Here is a 6,454-nt window from a genome sequence, read left to right on the forward strand (position 1 = left end):
CGAGGCGGATCCACTGGCATTCGGCTGCCCGAGACCGCCGGACTTCGCCGACGGCAGCCCGACAGGTTATGCCTGGCGATAACTTTTGTGGGCTTCCAACCCGCACTTCGTGGTCAGCGGGCGTCGTTCGTTCAGCCGGTGGCGGCCAGCCCTCCGCGGCCGCCGCGCGGCGGCCGGCGGTGGTAGGCCGGGAGGATCACCTCGGGGACGTCGGCCGGCACCTCGGAGAGCGCCTCGACCCACTCCTCCTGGCTGCCCTTGAAGGCGATCCGCGGGTTGATGCGGTGCAGGCCGTTGGAGACGCGCCAGATCAAACCGAGCTCGGCCAGGCGCCCGAGGGCCGGGGAGATGTTGCTCTTCTTGGTTCCGAGCCGGTCGGCGATCTCCTCCAGCGTGAGGGGGACCCAGCCGCCGTCCGTCATCTCGCTGAGCACCGTGTGCCACACGTCGTACTGCAGGGTCGTCAACCGGTACAGGGGCAGCGCACGCGAGAGATCCTGCGCCGTGAAAACCGAGTCCTCGGCGGTCAGGAAGGTCGCTGTCTCCTGGTCGTGGTCGTGGCGTTCGGCGGTCATCACAGCGACTCCAGCTTAGGTCGGCGGGTGCGGCGCGGCGGTCGGACCTCGCCCTCGGGCAGACGGATCTCGGGGATGCTGTCGGGCATCAGCGCCAGGGCGCGCTGCTGCTCGGCACTGCTGCCCCAGAAGGCGATGCGCGGGTTGATCCGGTAGCGGCCGCGCTTCTCCAGCCACATGAAGCCCATGTCGAGGAACTTCGCCAGAGCCTCCCCGGCTTCCTTGCGGCCGATGCCCAGGCGCTCGCCGAGCTTGATGACGGTGGTCAGGACGACTCCGCCCTTGAGCTGCGCGCCGAGCATGGTGTGCCACACGTCGTACTCGGTCGCGGTCAGGCCGATGAACGGCAGCTTCGCCGACAGCTCCTTGGAAGCCATGTAGAAGGTGTGCCCGAGGAAGTCGAAGTCCTCACGCCGACCGGCCGCCGGCTCCGACACCGGGGCCGGGTTCACCGAGACGGACTCGCCCGGCTCCAGGCGGATCGCAACGACGTTCTGCCCGCCCGCGGTCTCGGGCGGCGGGGGCTTGGCGGGCTGCCTGCCCGGCCGGGACGAGGGAAGGCGCACCACACGGCCGCCCGTCGAGGGACTGATCACCACCAAAGGTTATCCCAGGAGATAACTTTTGTGGGTCTAGGACCCGCATTCGGCGCGCCGGATCCCGAGTGTGGGACTACAACCCTCAGCTACTCGTCGGTAATGAGGGTTACAACCCCACATTCGTTCCACGTTTCCCCAGGTCAGAGCGCCGCGCCTCTTTACATACCCAAGAACCACTCGCCGTCGCACGCTCGCCCATCGGGCTCCGCCCGATCCCGCAGGCCGCGACACCGGTGCACGGCCACTGCTTCCACCGCCCGGCCTCCGGCGGGCTCACGACCCGTGCCGCTCCCGCTCCCCGGGCCGGCACCGTGGCCCGGGCTCGCGATCGTTGCAGCTGGACTGCACGGCGCCGATCACGACATTCCGGCTGCCGCCGGAACCGGGCCCCGAGGGGCCCTTGCCGCGCTCCTTCACCAGGTGGCTGGTGCCCGTGCCCTGCCGGGAGTGGTGGCTGCTGCTCCAGCACGGGCCTAAGGACCACGAGGCCGGCCCGACTCCTGCCGGGGTCGTGCAGGTTGGGCATCCCTGTCTCGTCCAGGTGGGGTTCAACGCTGGGGACTGCGCAGTCGTCCGGCGGACCAGGTGGTCGGGCAGGCCGGTACGAAAGGCGCCCCAGCCCGGCACGGGCACCGGCCACCAAGGGCAAGGGCAACTGCCCAGGGCAGGCGGCAACGGGATGGTCCAGCGCATCCGGGCGCTGGCCACGGGTTCGGGGGCGGAGCACGCCGCGACCAGCCAGGCCCGGACCGGCTGACCGCCATGGCGGCCCGGTTGCCGCCCGTACCCGGGCCACCGGTAGGGCAGGCGGCGCACCCGGCCGGGGTGGGGAAGACCGAGAAGGGGAGGGCGACGTCGCTGGGCATCTTGTGGGTGATGGTGCGCGGGCGGGGGTCGTCGGTGGAGCCGAACCCGAACGTGCCGCTGATGTACAGCGTGAAGCCGCCCGCGGCTGCCAGGCGATGCGGACTTCTGCTCGACGGCCTTCGCGGCGGCGAGCTTCGGAGGGCCCTGACCCTTGAACCAGCCCTGGACGGTGCGCTGGGAGACGCCGAGGTCCTGGGCGAGCTGCTTGGTGGAGCCCTTGGCGCCCTTGAGCAGGAAGCGCATCCGGGCCTGGACAGACTGCGGGATCGGGCGGGTGCGCTTGGCACGCTCCAGGCCCTCGTCGATCTCCCGGCTCACCCTGATCCTTCCCGGCCGCCGAGGTCGGCGGCCACTGCTGGCGGTCATCGGTGGCTGGGCGGCTTCACGGGCGCGACCGGCGGCCAGTCGATGGGGCTGTTCGCGTCCGCCTGATTTCCCCGAACCAGCCCCGGACGGCGAGCGCTTCTGGCATGCTCACCCGAATGCAGCAAGGCGCCTGGTGACCAAGGCATCACGCAGCGTCAAGCCGAGACCCGGGGGTAGGCAGTGCAGATCAGCGCGACGGTGGTCCTCGCGGTCATCATCATCGCCCGCCTACGGCGCACCACTCACGCCCGCAGCCGCGTCGACGAGGCGTTCACCGTCTTCACCGCCGTCACCTTCGGCGTCCTGATCGCCGCCACCTCTTGGGGCCACGCCATCCTCCAGCTCGTCGGCATCGCCGTAGACGCCACCCACTGACCCCTCACCCGGCAGTGGGCGGCGGGCACCGCCGACACAACCGGAGCGCACTCGTACAACCGGACCCAGTCGAGGAGAAACCGTGGCGGAAACCGTGTGGGCCACGGTGTTCTGGTCGATCGTGGTGGTCCTGGCCGCCGCAGCCACTGTGGCCTGGTGGATGAGCCTCTACCCCGGCACCTGGCGACACGCCTTCGACCCCCGCTACAGCCGCGAACGGCAGAGGCTGGGCACGGCCCGGGAGAACCTGCGCCGGGCGGAGCAGAACGTGGCCGCCGAGCAGGAGCATGCCCGCTCGGCCGCGGCCAACGCCGCGCGCGAGCATCAGGCCCGGGTGAGGAAGGCCGAGCTCGACCTGGCCGCGCTGCGCGACCCCAGCTTCCGCGGGGCGCTGCTCCACTCTCTCGGGAACCACCTGGATCTGTACGAGCACGCCCTGCGGGTGCACGCCGGCGCCACCCACCCGCTCCTCGGGCTCACAATCGACGACCAGTACTCCCCCACGGAGGCCTACATCTACCTGACCCCGCCCGACGGCCAGCGCGAGCTGCTCACCCTCGCACTGGAGGACACCCCCGAGGCGGACGTACGGGCCTTCGTCGTCCACGTCCACAACGCCATCGCCGGCGTCGGCCCCGCCCTCCAACGGTTCCGAGCCCTCATCCCCGAGGCCGAAGCGGAACTGAAGCGCGTCACCGCCGATACCGGAAACGCCCGCCGGGCCGAACAGAAGGTGCAGAAGGTCACCGCCGAGCTGAACCTTCGCGTCTCCCGGGCCCGTCGCGAACTGGAAACCGCCTACGACCGCTGGCAGGAACTGACCGGCCGCCGCCCCACGTGACCACGTACCACCGGGTTCCGTCACCAGTACGGGCATCACGAAACAACGGGCAGACCGATGTATAACGACTGGTCAGCGCCCTGGTAGCGGGCCCGGCCGCCCCGGCGGCGACTCGCCGGGGCGGCCGGGGCAACGTCGCGGGTGGCGTCTCCCCTGACGCCTGCCGCCTACAGGAGGGCGCGCACCTCGGCGGCGAGGTGCGCGGGGTGGGGGCAGGGGTCGGTGAGGTCGAGGTCGACGACGTCGGTGTGGAGGACGGTGCCGTCGGGCTGGGGCTCGCCCTCGTCGATCGCGAGCAGGTACCAGCGGGAGTCCCCTCGGCCGAACACCCAGTGCGGCCGACCGTCCCTGTCCAGTTCGACCGTGCATCCGCAGCCGTCCGAGCTGTCGCCCTGTTCGCCGGGCTCGTGCCGGAGCTTGAGCGCTCCCCCCAAGAGCTCGGCGACGGCGACGAGCGTGTCGTGCGGGCCGGACGGCAGGACGACGGTGGCCGGCAGCGCCGCCAGTTCGCCGACCACGGCGTCGGCGTGAGCGGGGGCGACGGAGAGCAGGTCGTCGGCGGCGGTCTTGATGAGGGCGTGGGCACGGTCGGCCGGCCCGCAATCGCCCCGGCCCTCGACCTGGGCAAGGACGGAACGCAGGCGCTGGAGGGCGATGCCGGCGGCGTCGACCTGGGCGAACAGCGCCGAGCTGAGGACGGCGGCCTGCTCCGGGGTGTAGAGCGCCCACTCGTGGTCGAGGGCGTCCACCACGGCCCGGGTCGCCTCGGCACTGGTGATGGCCAGCGAGATCGCGTCGTCCGGCTCCTGGGCCTGACCGTCCGCGTAGCTGCGCACCTCGCTCGCGAGGTCGCCGGCGATGGTCCGGGGCGTCCGAGCCTCGTAGCCCTGCCAGAAGTCGGGCCAGGGGGTGGTGCTCATGCGTACTCCTTGAGTTCGGTTCGGAACGTGGATCGGTCAGCGGCCGATGATGACCGCGGCCGCGGCTGCGGCCTGTTCGGTGAGGGTGTAGGCGCGCCGGTCTCCGTTGCGGGCTGTCGGGACGGCGGCCAGGTGGATCAGCAGAACTCCGGCCGGGACGGCCTTGGGTGCCGGGCCGGCCCAGCGCAGCCAGATCGCGACGTGTCCGTTGGCGGCAGCGCGGGCGAGCTTGTCAGCGGTGGCGCGCCGGTTGCCGCGCTCGATCTCGATGACCAGCCAGGGCAGGGCGGGGTGGCGGCACAGGAGGTCGTGCTCGCCGTCCTCCGGCCGTTCGGCCGGTGCCTCCCGCTCGGGTTCCCATCCGCTGCGGGTGGCCCACTGGCCTACGACGCGGGACAGGTACTCGCGGACCCTGTCGGCGGCCAGGCTGCGGAAGTGGACGTGCTCGCGGAGCTCGGCCGCCAGCGACTCGGCGATTCCCTCCCCCCGCACCTGGCCCTCCACCGGCAGGGGGCGGGCCCTGGGCTGGGGCGCCGTCCGCGCGGCCTGGGGCCGAGGCTCCGGCAACCAGCCCTTGGCGCGCAGCCTGGCGACCGCCTGGTGGTGTGCCAGCCGCACCCGGTGCTGCTGATCGTCGACGCTCACCGCTTCGGTGTCCCTGGTGACGAACGCGACCGGGCCGCGAAGCCGGATCTTCCGCAGCTCCGGGTCGAGCGCGGTCGCGTCCTGCGCGCCGGTCGGCGCGGTGAGTTCCCAGTACATGCCGCCTGCGGTGGTGTTCACCCGCCGCGTGTCCTGGTCGTAGGGCACGAAGTAGTAGACCGCGATGGGGTGGCCCGTGCCGGAGACGTACTCGAAGCCGGCCTCCCCGATCCCGGCGTCCTGCTCCAGGCGTCGGCGGATCTCCCGCAGCGGGGCGACGCCGGACACCAGCTCCCCGTCGGGGGTGACGAGGAGGTAGTGCCTGTTGGGGTGGGCGGACTCGTCCACGGTGTGTCCGATCGGTCGGAGGGGCCCGACGGTGGGGCAGGGCGTTCTGCAGGAAGGCGCTCAGCGCCCTCGCGAAGGGTCAGTTTGCGGCATCGGGTCGGAAGCCCGCTGCCGCAAAGGCCCGAGCAGCTTCCGCAAGCTCGGCCGGGTCGATCGGCCCAAGCTCCTGCTCGGCGCGACAGTCGTGGCACAAGCCGTCAGCCGATCCTGCGCCATACGAGTTGTATCCACAGCCGTCGGTGACACACCACCACTTCGCTGGTCCGTCGCCCTGGCAGCCGGTTTGCTGCGGAACACCACCTTTGCTGCCCGTACGTCGGTCGGCGTTGCGCATCTCGCACGCGCGGCACGGTGCACCCGAACCAATGATCACCCCGTCCTCGCACGAGAGGTCCGGGCAGTCCGGTGAAGGCTTCACCAGCTCGACCGCCAGTCCCACCCCCGTCTTGGCTGTCTCCAGGGGATCCAGCCCACCGAGCTTCGCCAGATAGCCGCGGGTGATCCAGCGGCGCTGGATCCGCTCCGTCAGCTGCTCCGGGGTGCGGTGCTTGAGCTGCTCGCGGATCAGGTTGCCCAGCGGGTTCGCCGGGACGCGGGCGGGCAGCGGCTTGGCCGGCAACGTGGACAGCTCCGTCGGGAACGCGGACACCACGACCCTCACCTTCGCCGCCTGCTCCCGGGTCATCCGGACGCCGCCACCCGTCGACTTCGCCGAACTGCTGGTGCCGTTGGACGCGGCGCAGCCGCTGCGCATCGCGCGCGCGCTACTACCTGTAGATGCCCTACGGGCGTCACCACCGGCTCGCGCCGGAGGCGCATCAGTTTCGTCTTTTTCACCTTCGTCTTGTTCCACCCCCCGGCGCGGGGGTACGACACCCCCCGGCGCGGGGGTACGTACCCCAGCGCCGGGGGGTGTCGTAC

The 6,454-nt window shown here is 71.5% G+C and carries 8 protein-coding genes; 3 read left to right on the forward strand and 5 right to left on the reverse strand.

Features of this window, described 5'->3' with window-relative positions; all coding sequences use genetic code 11:
- Positions 1 to 131: 131 nt before the first annotated feature.
- Together ACWGKU_RS28835 and ACWGKU_RS28840 are read right to left on the reverse strand one after the other, a co-directional pair.
- Positions 132 to 575 carry a MarR family transcriptional regulator gene (locus ACWGKU_RS28835; protein WP_452178706.1) on the reverse strand — a complete coding sequence of 148 codons (444 nt, stop codon included), beginning with the start codon at positions 573 to 575 and terminating at the stop codon, positions 132 to 134.
- On the reverse strand, positions 575 to 1,171 hold the full coding sequence (locus ACWGKU_RS28840; protein WP_452178707.1) for a hypothetical protein: 597 nt from the start codon (positions 1,169 to 1,171) through the stop codon (positions 575 to 577). The genes ACWGKU_RS28835 and ACWGKU_RS28840 overlap by 1 nt, the downstream gene beginning before the upstream one ends.
- Positions 1,172 to 1,999: 828 nt before the next feature.
- Between ACWGKU_RS28840 and ACWGKU_RS28845 the strand changes: the two genes are divergently transcribed.
- The 3 genes from ACWGKU_RS28845 to ACWGKU_RS28855 all read left to right on the forward strand — a co-directional run bounded on the left by ACWGKU_RS28845 (position 2,000) and on the right by ACWGKU_RS28855 (position 3,623).
- A complete protein-coding gene (locus ACWGKU_RS28845) occupies positions 2,000 to 2,473 on the forward strand; it encodes a hypothetical protein (protein ID WP_452178708.1) in 474 nt (157 codons plus the stop codon).
- Between the two features lie 114 nt (positions 2,474 to 2,587).
- On the forward strand, positions 2,588 to 2,782 hold the full coding sequence (locus tag ACWGKU_RS28850; protein WP_452178709.1) for a hypothetical protein: 195 nt from the start codon (positions 2,588 to 2,590) through the stop codon (positions 2,780 to 2,782).
- A gap of 82 nt (positions 2,783 to 2,864) precedes the next feature.
- Positions 2,865 to 3,623, forward strand: coding sequence for an ABC transporter C-terminal domain-containing protein (locus tag ACWGKU_RS28855; protein WP_452178710.1), 759 nt, complete (start codon positions 2,865 to 2,867; stop codon positions 3,621 to 3,623).
- Between the two features lie 167 nt (positions 3,624 to 3,790).
- Here ACWGKU_RS28855 and ACWGKU_RS28860 read toward each other — a convergent pair whose 3' ends face one another.
- The 3 genes from ACWGKU_RS28860 to ACWGKU_RS28870 all read right to left on the reverse strand — a co-directional run bounded on the left by ACWGKU_RS28860 (position 3,791) and on the right by ACWGKU_RS28870 (position 6,287).
- Positions 3,791 to 4,543, reverse strand: a complete 753-nt coding sequence (locus ACWGKU_RS28860; protein WP_452178711.1) for a hypothetical protein — start codon at positions 4,541 to 4,543, stop codon at positions 3,791 to 3,793.
- 36 nt (positions 4,544 to 4,579) lie between these two features.
- A complete protein-coding gene (locus ACWGKU_RS28865) occupies positions 4,580 to 5,533 on the reverse strand; it encodes a hypothetical protein (protein ID WP_452178712.1) in 954 nt (317 codons plus the stop codon).
- Between the two features lie 79 nt (positions 5,534 to 5,612).
- A complete protein-coding gene (locus ACWGKU_RS28870) occupies positions 5,613 to 6,287 on the reverse strand; it encodes a hypothetical protein (RefSeq protein ID WP_452191623.1) in 675 nt (224 codons plus the stop codon).
- Positions 6,288 to 6,454: the final 167 nt, after the last annotated feature.

This window comes from Kitasatospora sp. NPDC054768 (assembly GCF_053612025.1).